We start from the raw sequence: 22,842 nt of genomic DNA, 5'->3' as shown, positions 1-22,842 counted from the left end.
GGCATCATGCTGCTGCTGAACGGCGGACTGGCGCTGGCGCAGTTGCTGATCGCGCCCTGGGCGGCGGACTATTATGACCAACCCATGGTCGGGGATCTGCTGCGGGTACAGGCGCTGCTCTATCTATCGACGCCGTTCATATCGATTCCCGAAGCGCTGATGGGGCGGGCACTGGATTTCAGGCGACCAGCGCTGGTCAATCTGGTGGCGGCGATAGCGTCGGCAGCCGTGGCGCTGGCGGGCGCGCTATCGGGATGGGGCGTGTGGACGTTGGTATTTGCACCGATGGCGGGATTTTGGGTGAAGGCGGTGGGCTATATATTCGCCACCGGCTTCCGGCCGATTCCCAGCTTCGATTTTAGGGGCACAGGGGCAATGGTCGCTTATGGCGCATCTCTGCTGGGCGGCCAGCTCTTCTGGATCGTGCAGAGCCAGGCGGACATTTTCATCGGAGGCCGCGTGCTCAACGCGCACCGGCTTGGCCTCTATGCCGAAGCCCTGTTCCTGACGCAGATTTTCGTGTCGAAATTCATTCCACCCCTCAATGACGTCGCCTTTCCCGCCTATGCGCGCATGCAGAAAGATCCGGGGCGAATCGCCTGGTCCTTCTGCAAGGCGGTACGGCTGCTGCTGCTCATTTCCTGCCCGGTTTATCTGGGGATGGCGGTCACTGCCGAGCCCCTGGTGGAAACGCTTTTCGGAACGAAGTGGCTGGAGATGGCGCCCTTCGTTTCGGTCTTGGCGCTCGCCATGCCGTTCATGACGTTGCAAGTCATGTTCGCGCCGGTCAGCAATGCGTTGGGACGGCCCGGCACGACCGCGCGAATCGCTGCGGTGGGCGCGGTTCTGATGCCTGCGGCGTTTCTGATCGGCATTCAGTTCGGAGCAATTGGCCTGGCGTGGGCGTGGCTGGGCGCCTTCCCCATCCTGACGATCGTTACAGCGCGCCTCGCCGGGGGGCCGATGGGGCTCCGACTGTCCGACCTGATTCGGGCGGCGGCTCCGGGGCTGGGTTGTTCTATCCTGATGGCGGGCGCGGTCATGGCTATCGATTCGCAACTGCCCCCTATGGCGGCGCTGGCGCGGCTGAGCTTACTGGTCCCGGCGGGCGGCCTCGCTTTTCTGGCCGCGCTGATGCTGTGTGCACGCGGGACGCTGATGGAGCTGGTCAGCCTGGTGATTCGGCGAGCGCCACCCCTGCCCGCTGCCGAATGAATCAGGCCGACTGGATATAGTCGCGCAAAGCCGCCGCTTCCGATTCGATGCTGTCGATCCGGAACTTGACCAGGTCGCCTATGGAAACGAGTCCGATAAGGGCTCCATCAACGACGACAGGCAGGTGTCGCACCCGCTTCTTCGTCATCAGCGACAGACAGTGAATCACCGGCGTCTTGTCGTCCGTGGTGATGGCAGGCGCCGTCATCACCTCACTCACTTTGCGTTGCAGCACGGCCGCCCCGTCCCGCGCGATTTGATGGACGAGGTCGCGTTCCGAAAATATGCCCAGCACTTCCCCGTCACCAACAACAGGGACGCAGCCGATCCGCCGTTCGGACAATAATTGAACCACGGAAAGAACGCTGTCGTCGGGCCGGACCTGAGTGACTTCGCGTCCCTTTCCCTGCAGAATCGCGGTGATCGTCATGCCCCGTCTCCTTGCCGTTCAGACATTATGCCTCAGTCCCTTGATGATCCCACTTTCGCTCCCCAAAGAAAAGAGATGAGAAACAAACAGGGCCTCGATGATCCTCTGATTGCCGCGACCGCATGGGGACGGTTCCGCCGCATCATGTTATGGATGGCGGTTGGTGGCGCGCTGTGCGTCGGCGTTGCACTTGTCTGCTTGCGGATATGGGCTGGACCTATGCCCTTCCACATGATCCTTGCCACCATCATCGGGGTTTGGTTGACCTTCATGCTGGGGACCGGATTGATGGCGCTCGTGTTCCTGTCGAGCGGGACAGGACACGACGATCAGGTCATGGACCCGCTGATGGACGAGGTATCGATCGATGACTGAAAAAAGGGGCGAACTGGTTCTGCGGGTGGTTCCCGGCATCACCCAGATCAATACCAACGGCCATATCTTTGGTGGATGGATATTAAGCCAGATGGATATCGCGGGCGGCATCGTGGCGGGCCGACTGGCCGAAGGAGCGGTGGCGACGGTCGCGATCGATGGAATGAAATTCATATCGCCGATGCTGCTGGGCGATATCGTGACGGTCTATGCGCATGAGGAACGCCGCGGGCGGACCTCGATGGGCATTCGTGTCGATGTGGTGGCGACGCGCGGCGCGGATCAGCAGCAGATCGACCTTACCAGCGGCCTCTTCACCTTCGTCGCGCTGGACGACCAGCATCGGCCCCGCGTTTTGCCCACGCGCTGAATTGCCGCTGGTCGAATATGAAAAAGGGAGCGGCGCTAACGCCACTCCCTTTAATTCTATCCCGCCGCTTGTCCGAGGCAGAACGCTAGATCATTCCGCCGCTTCGGCAGCCGGGCGCGCGCGACGAGTGCGCTTGCGCGGCGCTTCCTCTGCGGCTGGCTCGCTGTCATTGTCGGCACGAGCAATCGATGGCGGCAGGACGGAGAGATCCAGTCCTTCGCTGCCCTCCGACTTCGCCGTATCGGCCTTGCGGGGACGGCCCCGGCGGGCGCGGGGCGCTTCGGGCGCTGCCGCAACTTCCGCTTCGGGCTGAGGCTCGGGCGAGCGTTCCGCCACAGGCGCGGGAGCTTCCGGCGCTTCCATTTCCTGTCGCTCGGCGGCTTCATAGGCAGGGCGGTCCCGGCGAGGCCGATCCCGACGATTCCGGTCGCGATTATCCTGCTGGTCGCGCGGCTGATCCCGGCGACGATCGCCTTCATAGCCACGTTCGAAATGCTGCTGCTGCGGCTCGCCACGATTATCATCGCCCGCATATTCCGGAGCGTCGAAATCATCGCCTTCATAATCGCCATTATCTTCCGGACGGCGGTAGCGCTGCTGCTGCTCCTCCTGCCGGGCGCGATTGTCGGCCAGCACGCGGAAATAATGATCCGCGAACTGCAGATAATATTCCGCATTCACCCGGTCGCCCGCCATCTGGGCGTCACGAGCCATATTCTTGTATTTTTCCAGAAGCTGGACCGCGTTGCCGCGTGCGCGGCTATCAATCCGGTTGCCGCTATCGCCACCGCCCCGGTTACCGCCGCTGGGACGTCCGTTATTGTTGTTCCGGCCGCGATTCCGGCGACCGGCCTGCCTGTTGTTGATCAAGACCTGGTCCTTGCGTTCACTTTGCCATCATTCACTGAAATCATCGGTCAGTCGCTATCCTAAAGCACGGCCTGCTTATCAGGCCGGGTAGGGCTCCGCCGGACAGGGACTGCGCGACAGCCCTTGCCCTTACGCTGCCAGAGGCGCCTGCGCAGCAGCGCCATCGTGACTTTGAAGGAGCGGGAAAACGGCCTTTTCTCAGCTAAGCCCCACAGGGCAGATCCTCAGGATAATGCCGTCCCTGCACCTCATGTAGTGTCTTTGGCGGGATAAACCAAGCGAATTTCACTTGCGCCCGAGCAATTCCGGCGCGTTCGGTTCGTAGGCTGATCAGCACGGGGATCGGCGGCGCTCAAAGCTGCGAAGGAGGAGTAGCGACAAGGCAACGATCATGCCCCGCCATGTCCTTGCGCACGGCCACGCCAAGTCCCTGTTCCTGAAGCAGGGCGGAGACGCTTTCTCTCTGGTCATAACCAATCTCGATCGCCGCCATGCCGCACTCGGCCAACAGCCGCGCGATCATGGGCGCGATACGCCGATAGTCGTCCAGGCCGTCGGCACCGGCGAAGAGGGCGCTTGCCGGTTCATGCAACACGTCGCCCGCAAGGTCGGCATCGCTTTCAATATAAGGCGGGTTAGCCAGGATGAGATCGAACCGTTCAGCTATCCCCTCAGCCCAGTCGCCCAGTTGAAAGGTTGCGCGCCCGGCAAGCCCAAGATGTTCGGCATTGGCCCGGGCAACGGCGAGCGCAGCGGCGGAGCTGTCCACACCGATGCCGGTCGCCTGCGGCCAATGATCCAAGGCCGCGAGCAGCAGCGCGCCCGATCCGGTGCCTAGGTCCAGAATTCGTGCCGGTGCGCGCCCCTGGAGATGGTCAATCGCGGCCTCGATCAGCGTTTCGGTGTCCGGACGCGGGATCAGGACATCGGGCGTCACCCGCAGGCTGATCGTCCAGAAATCGCGCACGCCGGTGATGTAGGCGATGGGTTCGCCTTCGACCCGTCGGTCAACCAGCGCGCTAAAGCCGGAAGGCACCGTGAGGTCTTGCTGGCGAAGCAGCAACTCATTGCGACTGATGCCCAGCGCGTGGGCGAGCAACAGTTCCGCGTCGAGACGCGCTGTATCACTGACATTTTGAAGCAAGGCAGCCGCATCGCGAAGCGCCTGGGCGATGCTCACCCGATGCCGTCCAGTTGAGCGAGGCGCGCGGCCTCATCCTCGGCGATCAACGCGTCGATGATTTCAGCGAGCCCCGGCCCTTCCAATATTTCAGGCAGCCGGTGCAAGGTCAGGTTGATGCGGTGATCCGTCACGCGGCCCTGCGGGAAATTATAGGTGCGAATGCGTTCGGACCTGTCGCCCGACCCGACCATCGCCTTGCGCGCGCCCGCCTGCTCGCTTTGCGTGCGTTCCCGCTCCGCTTCGTAAAGCCGGGCGCGCAGCACCTGCATGGCCTTGGCCTTGTTCTTGTGCTGCGATCGTTCGTCCTGCTGCGTCACCACGATGCCGCTCGGCAAGTGCGTGATGCGCACGGCGCTGTCGGTCGTGTTCACATGCTGTCCGCCTGCGCCCGATGCCCGGTAGATGTCGATCTTGAGGTCGCCGTCGGCGATCTGCACATCGACCTCCTCGGGCTCGGGCAACACCGCCACGGTCGCGGCAGAGGTATGGATACGCCCACCGCTTTCGGTGACAGGCACGCGCTGCACACGATGGACGCCGCTTTCGAACTTGAGCTTGGCAAAGACGCCGATGCCGGTGATGCTGGCGACGACTTCCTTGAAGCCGCCAACTTCGGCAGCATTGGCGGAGATCATCTCCATCTTCCAACCCTGTGCGTCGGCATAGCGCTGATACATGCGGAAAAGGTCACCGGCGAAGAGCGCGGCTTCATCCCCACCTGTCCCGGCACGGATTTCCAGCATGGCCGGACGCGCATCGGCCGCATCGCGCGGCAGCAATTGCAGGGCGAGCGCCCGTTCGGCGCCCGGCAGCTGGCTCTTGATCAGCTGCATTTCCTCCTGCGCCATCTCGCGCATCCCGGCGTCAGCATCGGCATTGTCGCCGCCCGCCATATATTCGAGTGCCTGAAGCTCCTGCCGAAGACGCCGCACCTCATGCGCGGCGCGGGCCACCGGCTCAATCTCGGCATATTCCTTCGACAGCCGCACGAACTCCTCGGGCGCGAGGTCCGCGCGCGTCATCGACGCCTGCACCTCGTCCCGGCGCGCCTCGATCTGCGCGATGCGTTCGGCGGAGATTTGCATTAGAGAGGACGATCAGCCCAAAGAGTCACTGGTTTGCGCTCTATCTGCAAATCGTAGCATGCTCCAAAGAGAGATCTAAGCGCTTCGTCCGATGGCATCTCTATTTGAGGATACTTCGCATAATAGCGTACTCGGAGACTAGGCCGACCTTCCATTCCCGGAGACAAGGAAAGCGCAAGATCGGGATTTTTGAACTTGGTTGCCTTTTCCCAACGCTTCTTTGGCGAACCGGTCGAAGTTATCTCGCAGGACAATCCTGATCGCCAAATCTTGCTAGCCACGTCAAAGCTACATGAGATCAAATCGTCTGATTCCACGATAACTGCTACGTTGATCTTGGCCTGCTCCGGCGCATCCACCAGCATCGCCAGCCGCTCTATCCCCGCGGCCCAGCCGACGGCCGGGGTCGAGGGACCACCGAGATTTTCGATCAGCCCATCATAGCGCCCACCGCCCAACACTGTGCCCTGCGCACCCAGCCGATCGGTGATGAATTCGAAAGCGGTGTGACGGTAATAATCAAGGCCGCGCACCAGACGCGCATCGCGTTCCCACGCCACACCTGCCGCATCAAGGCCCGCCGTCACCTTGCCGAAGAAGTCGCGCGCTTCATCGGTCAGATAGGCGTCGATATCCGGCGCGCTGTCCGCCACCGGGCGGTCGCGCGGGTCCTTGCTGTCGAGGATACGCAGCGGATTGCGATGCAGACGGTCGAGACTGTCCTCCGACAGCTGATCGCGATGCGCTTCGAAATGGGCGACCAGTGCGGCGCGCCACGCGTCACGGCTGGCCGCGTCCCCCAGCGTATTGAGGTTCAGCGTGACGCCTTCAGATACGCCAAGCTCGCGCAGCAACTGGTCGGCAAAGACCAGCAGTTCAATATCCGCCCCCGGCTCGCCCGCGCCGATGATCTCGGCGTCCAGCTGGTGGAACTGGCGGAAACGGCCCTTCTGGGGGCGCTCATAGCGGAAAAGCGGACCGTGGGTCGCGACCTTCAGCGGCGAATATTGTTGCCAGCCTTCAGTGATATAGGCGCGCGCGATCCCAGCGGTGAACTCGGGACGCAGGGTTATACTGTCGCCGCCACGATCATCGAACGTGTACATTTCCTTGGAAACGACGTCGGTGCTTTCGCCAAGCGACCGGGCGAACACCGCCGTTGCTTCGAAGACCGGCACTTCAACGCGATGAAAGCCATAGAGCCTGCGGACCCGGTCAAAGGTCGCGACCACATGCGCGAAACGTTCCTGGAACGCCTCCGCCGTACCCCCCAGCATGTCTTGCGTGCCGCGCACCGGGCGCGGGGTTTCAATTTTCGCCATGGGGATGCGCCTTTAACGGCAAAGAAGGCTCAAGGAAACGCGCTTTTTTTGTCAGATAATTTCGTCGCTGTTCTTCGCGGTGGACGCATAGATTTTGGTTCGTCATGCTGAGTTCATGAGGCAATTCCTGCCACGTCTTTCACGGAGACAGCCATGATCCGCAGCCTTGCTGCCGCCTTCCTGCTTTCCACAGCCATCATCAGCCCGCTCGCCGCTCAGGATGCCGTAAGGTCAAGGCCGACCGCCCTGCGGGTGAATGACGCCAGCCCCGCGCCGCGCGACATCCCCTACCCCGGCGGGACAATCCGGCTGGAGGTGGACGCGACCGACACGACTCAGCGAATCCTCCGGGTGAAGGAGCATATCCCCGTCGCGTCGAGCGGGCCAATGACGCTGCTGGTGCCCGAATGGCTGCCGGGCAACCATGCGCCGCGTGGCCAGATCGAGAAGATCAGCGGCCTCACCTTCACCGCCGATGGCAAGCCGATCGGCTGGAAGCGCGATCCGCTCAACGTCTACGGATTCGTCGTCGACGTTCCGCAGGGCACGCGGGAAATCACCGCTTCCTTCCAGTTCCTGTCGGCAACGCAGTCCAGTCAGGGGCGCGTCGTCGTCACGCCCAAGATGCTGAACATCCAGTGGGAGTCGGTCTCGCTCTATCCCGCAGGCTATTATACTCGGCAGATTCCGGTTCAGGCCACGGTGACCTATCCCGATGGCTGGCAGGCGGCCACCGCGCTGCGTGGGCAGAAGACCGGATCGACCGTCGCTTATGAGACGATCGACTATGAAGCTTTGCAGGATTCGCCGGTATTCGCCGGACGCTATTTCAGGCCGGTGGACCTGGGCCATAATGTCACGCTGAATATCATCGCCGACGATGCCGACGAGTTGGAGGCCAAGCCCGACCAGATCGCCAAGCACAAGAAGCTGGTGGATGAAGCTGGCGCGCTCTTCGGCACTTATCATTTCGATCATTATGACTTCCTGTTCGCCATCACCGACGAGATGGGTGGCATCGGCCTCGAACATCATCGCTCGTCCGAGAATCAGGTCGAGCCGGGCTATTTCAAGAAGTGGGGCGATGGCGAGGCGCTGTTGGACCGCAACCTGCTGCCGCATGAGTTCACCCATAGCTGGGACGGCAAGTTCCGCCGCCCGGACCTGCTCTGGACGCCCGACTTCAACGTGCCGATGCAAGACAATCTGCTGTGGGTCTATGAAGGGCAGACGCAATTTTGGGGCTATGTGCTGGGCGCGCGGTCTGGCCTGTTCAGCAAGCAGGAGACGCTGGACGCCTACGCCCATATCGCGGCCAAGCTGGACACGACGCGCGGCCGCGAGTGGCGGCCGATGGAAGATACCACCCACGACCCGATCATTTCCGCTCGCCGTCCCAAGGGGTGGACAAGCTGGCAGCGGTCGGAGGACTATTATAATGAAGGGCTGATGATCTGGCTGGAAGCAGACGCGATCATCCGCAAGCAGACACGCGGGGCAAAGGGCCTCGACGATTTCGCCAAGGCTTTCTTTGGTATCAATCCCGGCGATTGGGGTCAGGTCGTCTATAATCGCGACGATGTCATCAAGACGCTGAACGGAGTTGCGCCCTATGACTGGGCCGGATTCTTCGCGCGATATGTCGATAGCACGACGCGCGAGACGCCCAAGGGCGGCTTTGCCATGGGTGGCTACAGGCTGGTCTATGGCGACACGCCCAACGCCTTCACCAAGGCGGCCGAGGGCAAGAATATCGACCAGAGCTTCGGCGTTGGCCTGATCGTGAAGGGGGACGGCGAAATCTCCAACGTCGTCTGGGACAGTGCCGCTTTCAAGGCAGGGCTGGCAGTCGGCACGAAGATCGTCGCGATCAACGGAGACGAATATTCCGGCGAAGTGTTCAAGGCTGCGCTGAAGGCTGCCAAGCCGATGCAGATCATCGTCAAGCAGGACCGATATTACCGCACTTTGACGCTCGCTTATTCCGGCGGCCTGCGCTATCCGCGCCTCGAAAAATCAGGAGAGGGTGAAGGCAGCCTCGATCGGCTGCTCAAACCAAGGACATAATCACCCGCAACGCCAATTTGCATCAAAAGGCTTAGTCCCATGAATATCGAACTGATCCCGGTCGGCGACGATCCGCCCAACAGCCTGAACGTCATCATCGAAGTGCCGATTGGCGGCGAGCCTGTGAAATATGAATTCGACAAGGCGTCGGGCGCGCTGTTCGTCGATCGCATCCTGCACACGCCAATGCGTTATCCGGCCAATTACGGCTTCGTGCCGCACACCCTGTCGCCCGATGGCGATCCGCTAGACGCGCTGGTCATCGCCCGTTCGCCCTTCGTGCCGGGATCGGTCGTGCGCGCTCGTCCGATCGCCGTGCTCAACCTGGAAGATGAAGCGGGTGGCGACGAAAAGCTGGTCTGCGTTCCCGACAACAAGACCTTTCCCTATTATAGCGACGTCGATGAAAAGGACGATCTGCCCGGCATCGTGATGGAGCAGATCGAACATTTCTTCACCCACTATAAGGATCTGGAAAAGCAGAAGTGGGTGCGCATCGGCACTTGGGGCGGCGCGGAAGACGCCCGCCGCATCACGCTGGAAGCGATCGAGCGCTATCAGGCTGACAAGAAGGCCGCGTAAGCGCCGTAGAGAGAGATAAGGGGTCGCGCGGGAGATGTCCTGCGCGGCCTTTTTTTTGTTCATCCCTCAACAGCAAAGCCGTCATGCCAGCGAACGCTGGCATCTCAGGAGGGGCGGGCGAGCTGGTCTGAGATCCAGCTTCCGCTGGGATGACGTTTCGAGCAGAGGGAGTCTGCCCCCCCCCCCCTTAAATCAGCCGATCCGCCTCCAGCGCCGCCGCCAGCGAATCGCGCCCGCGCGGCAGACGGGCGTGGAGCCGTGCATCCGCTTCCGCCAGCCGCTCCACCCCCACAGTCAGCTGCTCCTCAGGCAATGTGAAGGGCAGACGCAGGAAGCGCTCGAACGCGCCGCTCACGCCAAAACGCGGACCCGGCGCAACCCGCACGCCATGGCTTTCGGCAATCGCGGCTAGGGCAGTCGCTTCGGCGCGCGGTAGCTCGGCCCAGAGCGACAAACCTCCCGCAGGCGATTCGATACGCCAGTGCGGCAGATGCCTGTCGATCTCGCTGATCAGATGGTCCCGGCGGGCGCGCAGCAAGTCTGCCCGCGGCCCCAATCCCTCATCACTGTCGATCAACTGTGCGACGGCAAGCTGCTCCACCACCGGACTGGCCATATCCATTGTCGTGCGCAGGCGGCCGAGCGCCGCGATCGTCTGCGGATCGGCGCGAATCCAGCCGACGCGCAGTCCGCCCCAGAAGATCTTGCTCGCGGATCCCATGGTGATGACCTGACGCCCCGACGGATCATGAATCGCCACAGGGGGTGGGGCGAGAAAATCGAGCCCCATCGCCACCATGGTTTCATCGATAATCAATGGCGTGTGCGTACGCGTGGCCGCTGCGACCAAGGCGCGCCGGGTCGCCGGGTCCATGCTGCGGCCGGTCGGGTTGTGAAAATCCGCGATAACATAAGCAAAGCGCGGGCTGGTCTGGCGGAACGCCGCCTCCATGGCGTCAATGTCCCACCCTTGCGCGGGCAGGCCGACCGGCACGGGCACGACATGCGCGCGCTGCAACGCCTGAATGACATTATGATAGGTCGGATGGTCGATCACGGCCCGGTCCCCCGGCCCCGTCAGCCACTGCAGCAACAAGGCAAAGCCCTGCTGTGCGCCGTTGGTGACGATGATCTGGTCAGGGCTGGTGGGGCAGCCGCGCCGTTCGAACTGCGCGGCGATTGCGCGGCGCAGCGGCGGCAGGCCGAGCGGATCATAGCCAAGTTCGCCCAGAAAGGCCGGCAGGGCTTCGACCGCCGCCTGGCAGGCGCGCCCTACCCCCGGCGCGGCGGGCAGCGCGGCATGAGTCCAGTTGAGGATGTTCCCGCCAATGGGCAGGTCCAATTCAGGCGGTTCGGGATGTATCCGGCCGGGCGGCAGGCGCGTGACGCTGCCCGAACCCTGACGGCTTTCCAGATAGCCTTCATCACGCAACCGGTCGAACGCAGCCGCGATCGTCGTCCGGCTAAGGCTCAGCGCGGCGGCCAGTTCCCGTTCGCCCGGCAGGCGCACGTTCAGCCCTACCCGTCCATCCAGCACCAGCATCCGGAGCGCGTCGGCCAGTTGGCGATAGGCAGGTTCGGCACTCTCCGCGACCCGCCAAGCGCCCAGCAGTCGAAGCAGCGAGGGCGGACGAAGAGCAGAATTGGACATGGAACCGACTCTTTCTGATCAGAAACAGAAGTCCACTTAGAAACCACAGGCCACTTTGTAAAAGGCCAATGCAGCTTCAGTGCGTCAACCGGCCACCAACCGGATCGACGCGCTCGACACCCAGCCGCTAAGGCACGGCCCGGCATAGGCTTGCTTCCGATCGACCGGCTCGGACAGACCGCAGTCGGCCGACGGCTGCGGCACGACGACCACCCCAAGCCACTTTTGGTCCAGACTGCGGGTGCACACGAAGGCTCTCGCTCCTTCCGCCAGACGTCCGATTTCCTGCGCCTCGGCAAAAGGCGCGGCACGGATAGCCAGCCCTTGGGCGCCGACGCGAACCGCCTGCCCCATCGCGCCACAGGCATCCAGTCGCGGGCCATCCTCGCCAATGATCACGGGGCGCGTGATCTTCGCTTCCAGCCGGGTTTCAGGCATGTCGTCGCGCGGCGCTCCGGCGATGGAACTGTTGGGCAACTGCTCCAGCACGTCGCTGCTGTCGGAACAGGCGCCAAGCATCAGAAACAGGGGGACGATAGCGCGCATGCGTCCCTGATAGACCGGCCCATCCTCAAGCGGAAGCAGGCATGTTTCGCTTTAGTTTCTTTGGGGCTTTCCCTATATGCTCGGGCATGAGCGAGGAAAGTCAAAACAGCCCCAACAGCAACGCCTATGGCGCCGACAGCATCAAGGTCCTGAAAGGCCTGGACGCCGTACGCAAGCGGCCCGGCATGTATATCGGCGACACCGATGATGGCTCGGGCCTGCACCATATGGTGTTCGAGGTCAGCGACAATGCGATCGACGAGGCCCTGGCCGGACATTGCGACCGCATCCTGATCACGCTCAATCCCGATGGGTCGGTCAGCGTCGAGGATAATGGCCGGGGCATACCAACCGGCATCCACAAGGAAGAGGGCGTGTCGGCGGCCGAGGTCATCATGACCCAGCTGCACGCGGGCGGTAAGTTCGAAAATACCTCGGACGACAATGCCTACAAGGTATCGGGCGGTCTGCACGGCGTGGGCGTGTCGGTTGTGAACGCGCTCAGCGAATTTCTGGACCTCAACATCTGGCGGGACGGCAAGGAGCATTATATGCGCTTTGCCTATGGCGATGCCGTCGCGCCGCTCAAGGTCATCGGCGACGCGCCTGAAGGCAAGAAGGGCACGCGGGTCACTTTCCTCCCCTCGACCGAGAAGGTGCCCGGCGACGGTGGCACCTTCAAGAACCATACCGAGTTCGACTTTGAAAAGCTGGAACATCGCTACCGCGAACTGGCCTTCCTGAACTCCGGCGTGCGGCTGTTCCTGGTCGATGCCCGGCATGAGGAGAAGAAGGAAGTCGAACTATTTTATGAGGGCGGGATCGCGGCCTTCGTCAAATATCTTGATCGCAACAAGACGCCGCTGATGCCCGATCCGATCGCGATTTCGGGCAGCCGCGACGACGTGACCATCGACGTCGCGCTGGAGTGGAACGATTCTTATTATGAGAACGTCCTCTGCTTCACGAACAACATCCCGCAGCGGGATGGCGGCACGCACCTCGCCGCCTTCCGCGCGGCGCTGACCCGTACCCTCAACAATTATGCCGACAAGTCAGGCATGTTGAAGAAGGAGAAGGTGTCCCTGACCGGCGAGGACATGCGCGAAGGCTTGACCGCTATCGTGTCGGTCAAGCTGCCCGATCCCAAATTCTCATCGCAGACGAAGGACAAGCTGGTCTCCTCCGAAGTGCGTCAGCCCCTGGAAAGCCTGATGGCGGACAAGATGGCGGAATGGCTGGAAGAGAATCCGGGCCATGGCAAGATGATCATCCAGAAGGTGATCGACGCCGCCGCCGCCCGTGAAGCCGCGAAGAAGGCACGCGAACTCACCCGGCGCAAGGGGGTGATGGACATCGCCTCCCTTCCCGGCAAACTGGCCGATTGTCAGGAACGCGACCCCGCCAAGTCCGAACTCTTCCTGGTCGAGGGTGATTCGGCAGGTGGTTCGGCCAAGCAGGGGCGCAATCGGCACAATCAGGCGATCCTGCCTTTGAAGGGCAAGATCCTGAACGTCGAGCGCGCGCGTTTCGACCGGATGCTGTCGTCCAAGGAAGTCGGCACGCTCATCCAGGCCATGGGCACCGGCATCCGCGACGATTTCAATCTGGAAAAGCTGCGCTACCACAAGATCGTCATCATGACCGACGCCGACGTCGACGGCGCTCATATCCGCACGCTGTTGCTGACCTTCTTCTACCGCCAGATGCCGCAGATCATCGAGGCGGGGCACCTCTACATCGCCCAGCCGCCGCTCTATAAGGCGACACGCGGCAGGTCGGAGGTCTATCTCAAGAACGAAGCCGCGCTGGAGCAATATCTGGTCGACAATGGCGTCGATTCCATGGCGCTGGAAACGACCGGCGGCATGCGTTCGGGCGAAGACCTGCGTTCGCTGATCGAGCACGGCCGCCGGATGCGCGCGGTGATGCGCTATGTGCCGCGCCGCTACAATCCCGCCATCATCGAGGCGCTGGCCATCAACGGCGCGCTCGATCCTGAACTCGGCCATGAGCGCCAAGCGGAACGGCTGACGGCCACCGTCAAGTGGATGGACGCGCAGGATGACGAGGGCCGCTGGAGCGGCCGCATCGCCGAAGAAGGCGGCTTCCATTTCGAGCGGCTCTGGCGCGGCGTGACCGATCACCACATGATCGAACATGGCTTCATCGGCTCCGCCGAAGCGCGCAAGCTCCACTCCATCGCCGCCGAAGAAGCCGACAGCTATCGCACCACCAGCCGCCTTGTCACCGCAAAGGCTGCGGCCGCTGCCGAAGAGGCGGGGGAAGACGATCTGCCGGTGGTATCCAAGGGCGCGGTCGTCGTCACCCGGCCCAGCGAATTGCTGGAAGCGGTGCTGACGGCAGGTCGCAAGGGCCTCGCCATTCAGCGTTATAAGGGTCTGGGCGAGATGAATGCCGAGCAGTTGTGGGAAACCACGCTGGACCCCGACAACCGCTCAATGCTGCGCGTCGAGGTCGAGCAGGCGGACGTCGCCGACGAAATCTTCACCCGCCTGATGGGCGATGTCGTCGAACCCCGGCGCGAGTTCATTCAGGATAATGCCCTGAACGTCGCCAATCTGGACGTTTGATTCTGATAAGTTGAAGCGGCTCTTACAGCCGCTTCAACTTATCAGCCGGACAGCGGTCAACGACCATTTGGACGCTCCGCCCGGAGGGTCGCAGGTGTTCGTGATCGTCGCGTTTCCGCTGAAGGACAGCCGCAGCGCGACCATCTGAAAGCAGGTGAGCGACATGCCCGATGTGCCGTTGAAGGTCAGCGTATCGTTCGGGAAATAGAAGGCGCCACTGAGGGTCGAATTGGAATTGCCGTTGACTTGGCAGCACTGATTGCTCGCTGCCGCCCTGCTGTCCCGATAGATGGTGATGCCGCTATAGGTGCCGCTGGTGGATTGAGAAAGATCAACCTCCGCCCCACCGTTGATGTCCATCGTCGCGAAACTGTTCGCATTGTTGGGCGTGGTGCTGGTCAGCACGAACGTGCAGCCCGCACAGCTAAGATGCCCCTGAGCGCCGACCTGCAGGCCCGCATTGTTCGCCCCATTGGCCAGATAGTAGACGCCCGGCTTCAGCGTCAGGGTGCCTTGGACATTGATCGTTCCGTAGCAGCCCGGGGCGTAAGGACTTCCGCTGCTGCTATCGACTGTCGTCCCCGATGAAACATCAATGACGTTCCAGTTGCTGCCGTTCTTGCATTTCCCATTGGAAACGTCGTTGGTGCTAGGATCTAAGCTCATACCGGCAAACGGATCGGTCAGCGCCGCATGGTTGGGCATCAGCACGGTGCCGGGGGCGAAGGCGGTGGACGAGGGAATGCCGCCCATCGCGACGAGCGGCGAAACCTTGACCGTCGGCTGACCGTTCACGTTTATTGCATTATTGCTGGTCGAGTTGGTGCCCGCGCCACATCCCAGATCAAGTGTCGAGTTGCCTGCAAAGGTTATCCCGGTGTTGTTCCCATTCTCCTTGGCAAAGAAGCAGACCTTGCCATCGGAGACGACTGCCGCCCGGGCTTCGGCGGCCACGGTGGACGTGGACTTTCCAAACAATGCCATCAAGGCGGTAGGCTGGGTACTGACCAAGCGCACATACATTGCGGAGGTATAGGTAGTGCCACCGCTGGTCGTATAGGATCCCGGCGTGATCGTAGCGGTCGCGCCAGGGACGAGAGCGTTCTGCGTCAACGCCTTGTTCGCCTGGGCGGTGGCGGTGCTGTTCCCCTGACTCTGGTAAAGCGAATAGGCGCCTGCCATCGCCGCGGAGTCGGCCTCCCGTTGCAATTCCCGCTTCACATGCGAAAGCTGCATGGTGTGGACGCCAAGCCCCGCCGCTCCGATCATGACGGGAAGCGCCAGCGCCGTCAGCATGAGCGCATTGCCCCGCGCGTCGGACCAAAGCGTGCGAAGACGGGACAAGCAATTGAGGAATGGCATCGTCAGCTCCTCGGCTCTAGCTCGTGACATAGGCTCTGCGCGTTTCGGACAGCGCGATCGTCTTGCTGCCGAGCAGGAAGTTCACGGTGACATTGTAGCCCATCGTTATGGTGACATAGTTGGGCTTCGAGCTGGTCGTGAACGTGACGGTCGGCGTAACGATGTTGGCCGGGTTCATCCCAAACTGGTTCGACGCTATTCTCGCCTGTATGTCGGCCTCACTCGGCTTGGGCCAAGTGGTCGCATAACGCGCAGCATCCTCGACGGTGCTTCTGAGCCCAGCCTGCGCATAGAAGAGTATCCCCAGCGCCGGGATCCCGACCAGCATGCCCAACAGGACAGGCGCTACCAGCGCGAATTCGAGTACACCTGCGCCACGGCAATCGCACGCAAGCTGATGGAGAAGGCGAAAAAACCGTGTCATTGGATTCTCAGAACCCCCGTCGCGGAAATCGGCACGACGCCATTCGAGTTGGCCAGCATCTTCGCCAGCGACCCGAGCGCAAAGGATGGCGTGAAGGTTGTTGAAATCTGAATCTGCGTGTAGCGAGCTGTTTCGCCGGAGGCGCAGGGATTGGCATTGGCGGTCCAGGTAGTCGCCGTGCCCCCGCACTCAAGTGTCTGAGTGACTGTTACGGCACTGGTCGGCACATCCGCCTGCGCTGCCGCCTGCGCCTGAATGTCGGTTGCGACGACGTCCGTGCCGCCCATCCATGACATCTCCAGACCGCGATTGACGGCTTGTTGGATTTTCATCTTGGCCGCGCCGTAACGGGCCGCATCGACCGTGCCCATGAGGATGATGGCCAAGAATGGCGCAACCAGCGCCGTTTCAACAAGGGCGATGCCTGATGTCTCGGCCCCGAGTCCGGTCAACAACGCCCGGAGAGGCGCCCGATCGGCGGCAGACGTGAGACAACGCGGCGAATCGGCGCTCGCCTCGCTGCGCAACAATCGGCCAAACATAGAAGGACGCATTGAAAATCCCCTTCGCTCGGGGATTTTCTACTCAACACATGCTGTTCATTTGCCTAAACAACATGGTTAATCATCTGCTAAGATGCTGTTTATGCTTTGGTATATATCCGAGGGTATATTAATTAACGGTAAAGAGGCGAGGGACATATGAAGGCATGGCTGTTCGTTGCAGGCGCCCTTCTGCTCGCGGGTTGCGGCCGGAAGGAAGACATGGGTGAACATCGTGCGAAAGATACGCCAGTCGCGGAAACGCCCATTTTGAATCAGCAGGCGGGTCATGACGAACCCGTAACTTTCTCCGATGCGCCAGCTCCGCAACTTCCCCCAGAAAGAGTGAGCACCGAACCTCTCAGCGACCAGACACGCTATCGCGCTCTGGGGACCGAACCCTTTTGGGCGGTAACGGTCAAAGGATCGGTTGCCACGCTGGAGCGCCCGGACAAGGCGCCCGTTCATGTCTCGGTCAACCGGACGGATGACGGCCGCGCCGTACGGTATCTGGCGGACGGATTTTCGATGACGGTGACCGACGGACCATGCAACGACGGCATGAGCGACGCACATTGGGCCGACCGCGTCGCGCTGTCTTTTGGTGAAGGAACGTTGAAGGGCTGCGGCGGAGTGCGCGAGGACTTCTAGTCCGTCCGCATCGCCTCTGCCACAAGTGCCTCCGCTTCCATCAGCAAGGCATCCTCCGCCGCCGCCTGCGCCACCTGTTCTCGGCCGATCAAGATCAGCACCGGCACCGCCAGCGGGCTTACCCGATCCAGATCGATATGCAGCATGGTTGCCGATGCGCGATCGATCAGGTCGCCCAGCCGCCCGACATCGGTCATACGCGCGCGGGCGTCGGCCCAGGCCGCCTTCAACAGCAAATGATCCGGCTGATATTTGCGCAGCACGTCATAGATGAGGTCGGTTGAGAAAGTGACCTGTCGCCCGGTCTTTCGCTTGCCGGGATGCTGGCGTTCGATCAGGCCCGCGATAACGGCGACGTCCCGGAAGGCGCGTTTCAACAGGCTCGATTGTTCGACCCATTCGACAAATTCATGATCCAGAATGTCGGCGGAAAACAGGCTCTGCGGGTCCGTCACGGGTTTCAGCCCATAGACGGCGAGCGCGTAATCATTGGATACGAAACCCAGCGGCATCAAACCCTGCGCATCCATGCGGCGAGTGAGCAGCATGCCGAGCGATTGGTGCGCATTCCACCCCTCAAAACTGTAGCAGATCAGATAATGCCGCCCCTCATGCGGGAAGGTTTCGATCAGCAGCTGTCCCGGCTCAGGCAGGGCTGAGCGATATTTCTGCACCTCCAGCCACTCCCGCACATCGTCGGGGAAGCGGTGCCATTCTTCCGGCTCGGCCAGAAAGTGCCGCACCCGGTCGGCAAGCCGCGTGGACATCGCCATGCGCGTGCCGCCCCAAGCGGGCACCCGCGCCTGCTTCGACGTCGCGCGCACGACCAGGTCGGTGACATCCATACGCACCACTTCCAGCGCCATGCCGGAAAAGAAGAAGCTGTCACCGGGCCGCAGCGTCGCGGCGAAACCCTCCTCCACCGTCCCGAGCTTGCGGCCATTGGCAAACCGGACATCCAGCACCGGCTGGTCGACGATGATCCCGGCATTCATGCGGTGCTGCTGAATGAAGCGCGGGTGAGACACGCGCCATATCCCGTCCGCATCATGGGTCAGTCGCTTGAACCGGTCATACGCCCGCAGCGCATAGCCGCCCCCTTCGATAAAATGCAGGACGTTGGCGAACCCCTCATCGGTGAGCGCACTATAGGGGGTGGCTGATCGGATTTCCTCCAGCAACTCTTGTTCCGCGAACGGCGCGGCGCAGGCGAGCGCCATCACATGCTGCGCCAAAACGTCGAGGCTGCCGGTACGAAAGTCATCGGCATCCCGCTCCCCCGCCTCCACCGCGTCCAGGGCCGCGCGCGCCTCAAGATATTCAAAACGGTTGCCCGGAATGATGATGGCTTCGCTTGGCTGGTCCAGCCGGTGATTGGCTCGGCCGATGCGCTGGAGCAGGCGGGACGATCCCTTGGGCGCGCCCATCTGGATCACGCAATCGACATTGCCCCAATCGACGCCCAGGTCGAGGCTCGCCGTCGCGACGAGCGCGCGCAGCCTGCCATCGGCCATCGCATTTTCCACCTTGCGCCGGGCCTCCACCGACAGGCTGCCATGATGGATGCCGATCGGCAGGTTCGCCTCATTCGCGGTCCAAAGCTCCTGGAAGATGAGTTCCGCAAGTCCACGCGTGTTGCAGAAGACCAAAGTCGTCTGCCGCCGCTCGATTTCGGCCATGACTTGCTTTGCGGCATATTTGCCGGAATGCCCCGACCAAGGGATGCGCCCTTCCGGAATCAGAATCGCGACATCGGGATCAGCACCCTGCTCCCCCATGACCGGCGTCACGCTGTTGATGTCGCCATCGGGCGCGAGCCATGCGCGATACGCATCGACATCCGCCACCGTCGCGGACAGCGCGACACGGCGCAGCTCGGGATTGATCCTCTGCAACCGCGCAAGCGACAGGCTGAGCAGATCGCCGCGTTTTTGGGTGGCGAAGGCGTGGACCTCATCGATGATCACCGTCTTCAACTGCGCGAACATCAGGAAACTGTCGGGGTAGCTGAGCAGCAGCGAGAGCGATTCGGGCGTGGTCAGCAGTATCTGAGGCGGCCGCGCCCGCTGCCGCGCCTTGCGATCCGAAGGGGTGTCGCCCGTGCGCGTCTCGACCCGGATCGGAAGCTCCATCTCCTCGATCGGGGTGAGCAAATTGCGCCGCACATCGACCGCCAACGCCTTCAGCGGCGACACATAGAGGGTATGAAGACCCTCGGCCGGTTCTTCGATCAGGTCGGCAAGCGTCGGCAGGAACCCCGCCAATGTCTTCCCCGCCCCCGTGGGCGCAACGAGCAGGGCATGATCCCCTGCCCTTGCGGCTGCCAGCATATCGATCTGATGGCTGCGCGGCGACCATCCGCGCGCGGTGAACCATTGCTCCAGGGGTTCGGGAAGGCGTTGGTTCATATCGATGAATGTAGGAACGCGCGCCGCCCCTGTCACGATCCCGGCGCGATGTCATGACGATAACATAATTGCCGGAATGGCTGGTCTCTTTCCCTCCGAAAGGCGTTACACTCGAGGCATCATAAAAGGGCGGCAAAGGCCGCAAACGCAGGAGAAGCAGCGATGACCGGCGAGACAGAGGCCGACCTTTCAGGCGCCGAGCCCCCGCGCAAGCGCCGCCGTGCCAAGCCAGCCATCATGGAGATCAGCGGACGCAAGCTGAAGCCCGCGACGCTGATGATGGGCCATGGCTACGACCCGATGCTGTCGGAAGGATCGCTGAAGCCGCCCATCTTCCTCACCTCCACCTTCGCCTTTGAAAGCGCCGCCGCAGGCAAACGGCATTTTGAAGGCGTCACCGGGATCAGACCCGGCGGTGCGGAAGGGTTGGTCTATTCCCGCTTCAACGGCCCCAATCAGGAAATTGCCGAAGACCGGCTGGCGGTGTGGGAGGAAGCGGAAGACGCCCTGCTGTTTTCCAGTGGCATGTCGGCCATCGCGACCACGCTGCTCGCCCTCGTCCAGCCCGGCGATGTGATCGTCCATTCCGCGCCGCTTTATGCTGCCACCGAATCTCTGATCGGCCGCATCCTCGGCAAGTTCGGCGTGCAATGGCTCGATTTCCCCGCCGGTTCGACGGAGGAGGAAATCAGCGCGGTTATCGAACGGGCAAAGTCGCTCGGCCGCGTCGCGCTCATCTATCTGGAAAGCCCGGCCAACCCCACCAATGTGCTCGTGGATGTAGAGGCGGTCGTGGCTCGCCGCGACCATCTCTTCGCCGGAGAGGCGCATTTGCCCCCGGTCGCGATCGACAACACCTTCCTCGGCCCGCTCTGGCATCATCCGCTTGCCCATGGCGCGGACCTCGTCATCTACAGCCTCACCAAATATGCGGGCGGCCATAGCGACCTTGTAGCTGGAGGCGTGCTGGGACCAAAGGACCTCATCAACACGATCCGGCTGATGCGCAACACGATCGGCACGATCCTAGACCCGCACAGCGCCTGGATGCTGCTCCGCAGTCTCGAAACCCTCGAACTGCGGATGAGCCGGGCTGGGGAAAATGCGGCAAAGGTCTGCGCCTGGCTGAAAGACCAGCCGCAGGTGGAAAAGGTCGTCTATCTTGGCTTCCCCGAAACGGAACGACAAGCCGATATCTACCACCGCCACTGCACTGGCGCGGGATCGACCTTCTCGCTTTATCTGAAGGGTGGCGAGGCTGAGGCTTTCGCCTTCCTCGATGCGCTGAAGATCGCCAAGCTGGCCGTCAGCCTTGGCGGCACGGAGACGCTCGCAAGCCACCCGGCGGCGATGACGCACCTGTCCGTGCCCGCCGAGCGCAAGAAGGCTCTGGCGATAACCGACAATATGGTGCGCATCTCGATCGGCTGCGAGGATGCCGACGATCTGATCGCAGACTTCGCGCAGGCGCTGCGGGCCGTGGGATGAGCGGCAGTCGGCCTATCGTCCTGGTGGGACAGCCACTGCTGGGGCCGTTGCTGAAAATCCTTTCACCCTTCTATGACGCCCAACCGTTGTGGGAGGATGAAGGTACCCAGCGGCGAGCCGATGCCAAGGCCATAGTCTGGGCTGGCGAATTCCCGCTTTCCGTTGCTCTGCTCGACGCCATGCCACAGTTGGGGCTCATCGCCTGCTTCACCGTCGGCTATGACGGCATCGATCTGGAGGAAGCGGAAAGGCGCGGCATAGCCGTCACGCATGGCGCGGACGCCAATGCCGAGGACGTCGCCGACCATGCGATCGGCCTGATGCTCGCGCATCGCCGCGCGATCGTCGAAGGCGACCGGCAACTGCGCGCGGGCCTTTGGACAGCCGAATCGGACAGGCTTACCCGTTCCATGAATCAGACAAGACTTGGCATCGTGGGCATGGGCCATATCGGGCAAGCGGTCGCCCGGCGAGCGGAAGCGATGCGGATGCAGATCGGATGGTGGGGTCCACGCGACAAGCCGGGCTCGCCCTGGCAGCGATCCGAAAGTCTGAAGGCTCTGGCCCAGGACAGCGACATATTGCTGGTCGCCGCCCGCGCCGACAACAGCAATCGCGGGTTGATAGATGCTGACGTCATGGACGCGCTCGGTCCCGATGGACTGCTCGTCAATGTCGCGCGCGGGCAACTGGTGGATGAAGAGGCGTTGAGGCGGGCCTTGCGTCAGGGAAGACTGGGCGGAGTGGCGCTGGACGTGTTCCAGCAGGAACCTACCCCCGCCAACCTCTGGAAGGACGTCCCAAACTGCGTCCTGACGCCGCACATCGGCGGCGCCACGCGGGAAGCGGTGGCCCGCATGGCTGCGATGGTGTTGGCGAATCTGGAAGCCTTCTTCGGCGGAAAAGCTCTGCCGAACCGGGTCACTTCTCGCTGAACCGGGCCTACGCCCAGTCCACCCGCGTCCACCCGCGCTTCGCCGCCAGTCTGGCCAGCGGCTTATGCGGATTGGAAGCGAAAGGCATGTCGGCGAATTCCAGCATTGGCGCATCGGACACATGGTCGGAATAGGCGCGAATCTGGGCATGGTCGCGGTCGATCGCTTCCGCCGCCATCCACGCCTTGATCATCCGCAGCTTGCCGGTGTCGTAGCAATTCTCGCCCGCAATCTTGGCGCGCACATACCGCAGGTCCTGGCTCAGATGGTCGGTCGCGATCACCGCGTCGAACCCCAGCCTGCGGGCGATCGGTTCCACATAGAGGCGGTAGGATGCGGTGGCGAGCACCAGCCGGTATCCATCGGCCCTGTCCCGTGCGATCTGCTCAAGCGCCCCGGCGCGAACATTGGTCGCAACAACCTTGGCCGCATAGCTTTCGACGTGCGGCATCAGCCTGGCGCGCTCGACATTATAGCCGATCATCAGCGCCTGATTCAGCTCCTTAAGCCGCTGCCGACTGATGAGCCTCATCACATAGGCGAGCATCAGCAGGACGACGCAGGGCAGCAGCACCAGCCGCCATGGCGCCAAGCCTTTTGAAACATGTATCAGGAAGCCAGTATAGGTGCCCGAAAAGGTCACCGTGCGGTCCATATCGTATATTGCCAGACGGTGCGTCATGCCGTTTCCGAAACTTTTGCGCCTTGCTATCGTTCTACCGTGCGGATGGGCCGTTTCGGC

General features: G+C 62.3%; 21 protein-coding genes (1 of these 21 only partly in view). 9 read left to right on the top strand and 12 right to left on the bottom strand.

Annotation, left to right across the window (positions count from 1 at the left end; all coding sequences use genetic code 11):
* Nucleotides 1–1,215 carry the 3' portion of a lipopolysaccharide biosynthesis protein gene (locus tag ACZ5TB_RS11945; protein WP_464791395.1) on the top strand. Its footprint begins 273 nt before the window's first position, so only the last 1,215 of its 1,488 coding nucleotides appear in the window; its start codon lies beyond the left edge, outside the window; it ends in the stop codon at nt 1,213–1,215.
* A 1-nt stretch (nt 1,216) separates the two neighbouring features.
* On the opposite strand, the gene ACZ5TB_RS11940 is transcribed toward ACZ5TB_RS11945, so the two are convergent.
* Nucleotides 1,217–1,645 carry a CBS domain-containing protein gene (locus ACZ5TB_RS11940; RefSeq protein ID WP_464778447.1) on the bottom strand — a complete coding sequence of 143 codons (429 nt, stop codon included), beginning with the start codon at nt 1,643–1,645 and terminating at the stop codon, nt 1,217–1,219.
* Between the two features lie 75 nt (nt 1,646–1,720).
* Here ACZ5TB_RS11940 and ACZ5TB_RS11935 point away from each other — a divergent pair, with 75 nt between their 5' ends.
* On the top strand, nt 1,721–2,020 hold the full coding sequence (locus tag ACZ5TB_RS11935) for a hypothetical protein (RefSeq protein ID WP_464778448.1): 300 nt from the start codon (nt 1,721–1,723) through the stop codon (nt 2,018–2,020).
* Entirely contained in the window at nt 2,013–2,390 is a 378-nt protein-coding gene (locus ACZ5TB_RS11930) for an acyl-CoA thioesterase (RefSeq protein WP_449474480.1), read from the top strand. Before ACZ5TB_RS11935 ends, ACZ5TB_RS11930 begins: the two co-directional genes overlap by 8 nt.
* A gap of 90 nt (nt 2,391–2,480) precedes the next feature.
* Here the strand turns inward: ACZ5TB_RS11930 and ACZ5TB_RS11925 are convergent, their stop codons facing one another.
* The 4 genes from ACZ5TB_RS11925 to hisS form a co-directional block, all read right to left on the bottom strand.
* Nucleotides 2,481–3,260 (bottom strand): DUF4167 domain-containing protein, encoded by a 780-nt coding sequence (locus ACZ5TB_RS11925; RefSeq protein WP_464778449.1) that lies wholly within the window; start codon nt 3,258–3,260, stop codon nt 2,481–2,483.
* 352 nt (nt 3,261–3,612) lie between these two features.
* On the bottom strand, nt 3,613–4,440 hold the full coding sequence (gene prmC, locus ACZ5TB_RS11920) for a peptide chain release factor N(5)-glutamine methyltransferase (RefSeq protein WP_464778450.1): 828 nt from the start codon (nt 4,438–4,440) through the stop codon (nt 3,613–3,615).
* Entirely contained in the window at nt 4,437–5,528 is a 1,092-nt protein-coding gene (prfA, locus tag ACZ5TB_RS11915; protein ID WP_464778451.1) for a peptide chain release factor 1, read from the bottom strand. The genes prmC and prfA overlap by 4 nt, the downstream gene beginning before the upstream one ends.
* Nucleotides 5,528–6,850 carry a histidine--tRNA ligase gene (gene hisS, locus ACZ5TB_RS11910; RefSeq protein ID WP_464778452.1) on the bottom strand — a complete coding sequence of 441 codons (1,323 nt, stop codon included), beginning with the start codon at nt 6,848–6,850 and terminating at the stop codon, nt 5,528–5,530. The genes prfA and hisS overlap by 1 nt, the downstream gene beginning before the upstream one ends.
* Nucleotides 6,851–7,003: 153 nt before the next feature.
* Here hisS and ACZ5TB_RS11905 point away from each other — a divergent pair, with 153 nt between their 5' ends.
* Together ACZ5TB_RS11905 and ppa are read left to right on the top strand one after the other, a co-directional pair.
* Complete coding sequence (locus tag ACZ5TB_RS11905; RefSeq protein WP_464791394.1) at nt 7,004–8,917, top strand: M61 family metallopeptidase; 1,914 nt, start codon at nt 7,004–7,006, stop codon at nt 8,915–8,917.
* Nucleotides 8,918–8,956: 39 nt separating this feature from the next.
* Nucleotides 8,957–9,499: an inorganic diphosphatase gene (gene ppa / locus ACZ5TB_RS11900; protein ID WP_449474486.1), complete on the top strand. Its 543-nt coding sequence runs from the start codon at nt 8,957–8,959 to the stop codon at nt 9,497–9,499.
* Nucleotides 9,500–9,686: 187 nt separating this feature from the next.
* Here ppa and yczR read toward each other — a convergent pair whose 3' ends face one another.
* Both yczR and ACZ5TB_RS11890 read right to left on the bottom strand, forming a co-directional pair.
* Nucleotides 9,687–11,150: a MocR-like transcription factor YczR gene (gene yczR / locus ACZ5TB_RS11895; protein WP_464791393.1), complete on the bottom strand. Its 1,464-nt coding sequence runs from the start codon at nt 11,148–11,150 to the stop codon at nt 9,687–9,689.
* Between the two features lie 84 nt (nt 11,151–11,234).
* Nucleotides 11,235–11,696, bottom strand: coding sequence for a hypothetical protein (locus tag ACZ5TB_RS11890; RefSeq protein WP_464791392.1), 462 nt, complete (start codon nt 11,694–11,696; stop codon nt 11,235–11,237).
* Between the two features lie 86 nt (nt 11,697–11,782).
* On the opposite strand from ACZ5TB_RS11890, the gene gyrB reads away from it, so the two are divergent.
* Nucleotides 11,783–14,290 (top strand): DNA topoisomerase (ATP-hydrolyzing) subunit B, encoded by a 2,508-nt coding sequence (gene gyrB / locus ACZ5TB_RS11885; protein WP_464778457.1) that lies wholly within the window; start codon nt 11,783–11,785, stop codon nt 14,288–14,290.
* 33 nt (nt 14,291–14,323) lie between these two features.
* Here the strand turns inward: gyrB and ACZ5TB_RS11880 are convergent, their stop codons facing one another.
* The 3 genes from ACZ5TB_RS11880 to ACZ5TB_RS11870 are packed head-to-tail and all read right to left on the bottom strand — an operon-like array spanning nt 14,324 to nt 16,630.
* On the bottom strand, nt 14,324–15,652 hold the full coding sequence (locus tag ACZ5TB_RS11880) for a pilus assembly protein TadG-related protein (protein ID WP_464791391.1): 1,329 nt from the start codon (nt 15,650–15,652) through the stop codon (nt 14,324–14,326).
* A gap of 16 nt (nt 15,653–15,668) precedes the next feature.
* Nucleotides 15,669–16,076, bottom strand: a complete 408-nt coding sequence (locus tag ACZ5TB_RS11875; RefSeq protein WP_464791390.1) for a TadE/TadG family type IV pilus assembly protein — start codon at nt 16,074–16,076, stop codon at nt 15,669–15,671.
* Nucleotides 16,073–16,630, bottom strand: coding sequence for a TadE/TadG family type IV pilus assembly protein (locus ACZ5TB_RS11870; protein ID WP_464791389.1), 558 nt, complete (start codon nt 16,628–16,630; stop codon nt 16,073–16,075). The genes ACZ5TB_RS11875 and ACZ5TB_RS11870 overlap by 4 nt, the downstream gene beginning before the upstream one ends.
* A gap of 147 nt (nt 16,631–16,777) precedes the next feature.
* On the opposite strand from ACZ5TB_RS11870, the gene ACZ5TB_RS11865 reads away from it, so the two are divergent.
* Complete coding sequence (locus ACZ5TB_RS11865; RefSeq protein WP_464791388.1) at nt 16,778–17,269, top strand: membrane-like protein; 492 nt, start codon at nt 16,778–16,780, stop codon at nt 17,267–17,269.
* Here ACZ5TB_RS11865 and ACZ5TB_RS11860 read toward each other — a convergent pair.
* Nucleotides 17,266–19,677, bottom strand: coding sequence for a ligase-associated DNA damage response DEXH box helicase (locus ACZ5TB_RS11860; RefSeq protein WP_464791387.1), 2,412 nt, complete (start codon nt 19,675–19,677; stop codon nt 17,266–17,268). The genes ACZ5TB_RS11865 and ACZ5TB_RS11860 overlap by 4 nt on opposite strands.
* Before the next feature lie 162 nt (nt 19,678–19,839).
* Between ACZ5TB_RS11860 and ACZ5TB_RS11855 the strand changes: the two genes are divergently transcribed.
* Together ACZ5TB_RS11855 and ACZ5TB_RS11850 are read left to right on the top strand one after the other, a co-directional pair.
* Nucleotides 19,840–21,165, top strand: a complete 1,326-nt coding sequence (locus tag ACZ5TB_RS11855; protein WP_464791386.1) for a cystathionine gamma-synthase family protein — start codon at nt 19,840–19,842, stop codon at nt 21,163–21,165.
* Nucleotides 21,162–22,100, top strand: coding sequence for a 2-hydroxyacid dehydrogenase (locus ACZ5TB_RS11850; protein WP_464791385.1), 939 nt, complete (start codon nt 21,162–21,164; stop codon nt 22,098–22,100). The genes ACZ5TB_RS11855 and ACZ5TB_RS11850 overlap by 4 nt, the downstream gene beginning before the upstream one ends.
* A gap of 7 nt (nt 22,101–22,107) precedes the next feature.
* Here the strand turns inward: ACZ5TB_RS11850 and ACZ5TB_RS11845 are convergent, their stop codons facing one another.
* A complete protein-coding gene (locus tag ACZ5TB_RS11845) occupies nt 22,108–22,782 on the bottom strand; it encodes an HAD family hydrolase (protein WP_464791384.1) in 675 nt (224 codons plus the stop codon).
* Nucleotides 22,783–22,842: the final 60 nt, after the last annotated feature.

It is taken from the genome of Sphingobium sp. TomTYG74, assembly GCF_055393875.1.
Note: the sequence above shows the minus strand (reverse complement) of the source record. Positions and strands in the feature narration are given on the sequence as shown.

Coding starts and splice junctions, on each gene's coding strand:
- ACZ5TB_RS11880 (WP_464791391.1), bottom strand. CDS start 15,652: ATGCCATTCCTCAATTGCTTGTCCCGTCTTCGCACGCTTTGGTCCGAC.
- prfA (WP_464778451.1), bottom strand. CDS start 5,528: ATGCAAATCTCCGCCGAACGCATCGCGCAGATCGAGGCGCGCCGGGAC.
- ACZ5TB_RS11875 (WP_464791390.1), bottom strand. CDS start 16,076: ATGACACGGTTTTTTCGCCTTCTCCATCAGCTTGCGTGCGATTGCCGT.
- ACZ5TB_RS11890 (WP_464791392.1), bottom strand. CDS start 11,696: ATGCGCGCTATCGTCCCCCTGTTTCTGATGCTTGGCGCCTGTTCCGAC.
- ppa (WP_449474486.1), top strand. CDS start 8,957: ATGAATATCGAACTGATCCCGGTCGGCGACGATCCGCCCAACAGCCTG.
- ACZ5TB_RS11860 (WP_464791387.1), bottom strand. CDS start 19,677: ATGAACCAACGCCTTCCCGAACCCCTGGAGCAATGGTTCACCGCGCGC.
- hisS (WP_464778452.1), bottom strand. CDS start 6,850: ATGGCGAAAATTGAAACCCCGCGCCCGGTGCGCGGCACGCAAGACATG.
- yczR (WP_464791393.1), bottom strand. CDS start 11,150: ATGTCCAATTCTGCTCTTCGTCCGCCCTCGCTGCTTCGACTGCTGGGC.
- gyrB (WP_464778457.1), top strand. CDS start 11,783: ATGAGCGAGGAAAGTCAAAACAGCCCCAACAGCAACGCCTATGGCGCC.
- ACZ5TB_RS11850 (WP_464791385.1), top strand. CDS start 21,162: ATGAGCGGCAGTCGGCCTATCGTCCTGGTGGGACAGCCACTGCTGGGG.
- ACZ5TB_RS11845 (WP_464791384.1), bottom strand. CDS start 22,782: ATGACGCACCGTCTGGCAATATACGATATGGACCGCACGGTGACCTTT.
- ACZ5TB_RS11855 (WP_464791386.1), top strand. CDS start 19,840: ATGACCGGCGAGACAGAGGCCGACCTTTCAGGCGCCGAGCCCCCGCGC.
- ACZ5TB_RS11935 (WP_464778448.1), top strand. CDS start 1,721: ATGAGAAACAAACAGGGCCTCGATGATCCTCTGATTGCCGCGACCGCA.
- ACZ5TB_RS11930 (WP_449474480.1), top strand. CDS start 2,013: ATGACTGAAAAAAGGGGCGAACTGGTTCTGCGGGTGGTTCCCGGCATC.
- ACZ5TB_RS11905 (WP_464791394.1), top strand. CDS start 7,004: ATGATCCGCAGCCTTGCTGCCGCCTTCCTGCTTTCCACAGCCATCATC.
- ACZ5TB_RS11870 (WP_464791389.1), bottom strand. CDS start 16,630: ATGCGTCCTTCTATGTTTGGCCGATTGTTGCGCAGCGAGGCGAGCGCC.
- ACZ5TB_RS11940 (WP_464778447.1), bottom strand. CDS start 1,645: ATGACGATCACCGCGATTCTGCAGGGAAAGGGACGCGAAGTCACTCAG.
- ACZ5TB_RS11865 (WP_464791388.1), top strand. CDS start 16,778: ATGAAGGCATGGCTGTTCGTTGCAGGCGCCCTTCTGCTCGCGGGTTGC.